General features: G+C 43.5%; 1 protein-coding gene. It reads left to right on the top strand.

The features are described 5' to 3' along the window. Nucleotides 1-161 precede the first annotated feature (161 nt). On the top strand, nucleotides 162-892 hold a 731-nt coding region (locus H5072_RS20505; RefSeq protein WP_182694641.1), incomplete at its 3' end, for a phosphomethylpyrimidine synthase ThiC.

The raw sequence follows: 892 nt of genomic DNA, 5'->3' as shown, positions 1-892 counted from the left end.
GGGAACAAGCTGCCTAAAATGGGACGCTTGTGCGTCTTTTTTTATGCGCACAATAAAGTGATTTATTTTTTAGGCTGCAAAGTAGCATGTACGCTACTTTACGATCTTTCTCTATTCCTCGGAATATCTGACAAGACAACCCTTAAGCAATGAGGCAAGTCATGTCAAATACTACAAATAAAGCGTCACGCCGAGAAACTCGTGCTGCCGCGTCTGAATATATTTATAACTTAACGGGTCAACCGTTCCCAAATTCTCATAAAGTATACGTTGAAGGTACTCAACCAGGTGTGCGTGTTGGTATGCGTGAAATCACGTTAAGTGACACGTTTATTGGCGGCACAGATGAAAACCCTGTTTATGAGTCAAACGATCCGCTTCGTGTTTACGATACGTCGGGCCCGTATACCGATCCTAATTTTAAACTAGACGTGCGCAAAGGCTTACCAAAATTTCGTGAACAATGGATTGAAAGCCGTGGTGACACTGAGGTTTTAGAGTCAGTGACGTCGCAGTTTTCGCAGCAGCGCATGGCAGATGAAGGGTTGGATCATATTCGCTTTGATCATCTTCCAAAAATTCGCCGTGGTGTCGCTGGTAAAAACGTAACGCAAATGCACTACGCACGCCAAGGGATTATTACCCCTGAAATGGAATACGTAGCTGTTCGTGAAAATATGGGGCGTGCAGAAATCCGTAAAGAATTACTTGCCGCGCAGCATAAAGGCGAGTCGTTTGGTGCGAGTATTCCTGAATTTATTACCCCAGAATTTGTACGCGACGAAATAGCCCGCGGTCGCGCTATTTTACCAAATAATATAAACCATCCAGAAACAGAGCCTATGATTGTAGGTCGTAACTTTTTAGTAAAAGTTAATGGCAACATTGGTAA

The sequence above is a fragment of the Pseudoalteromonas sp. SR45-5 genome, from assembly GCF_014163565.1.
Lineage (GTDB): Bacteria > Pseudomonadota > Gammaproteobacteria > Enterobacterales > Alteromonadaceae > Pseudoalteromonas > Pseudoalteromonas distincta.
This window is presented reverse-complemented; position numbering and strand designations above follow the sequence as displayed.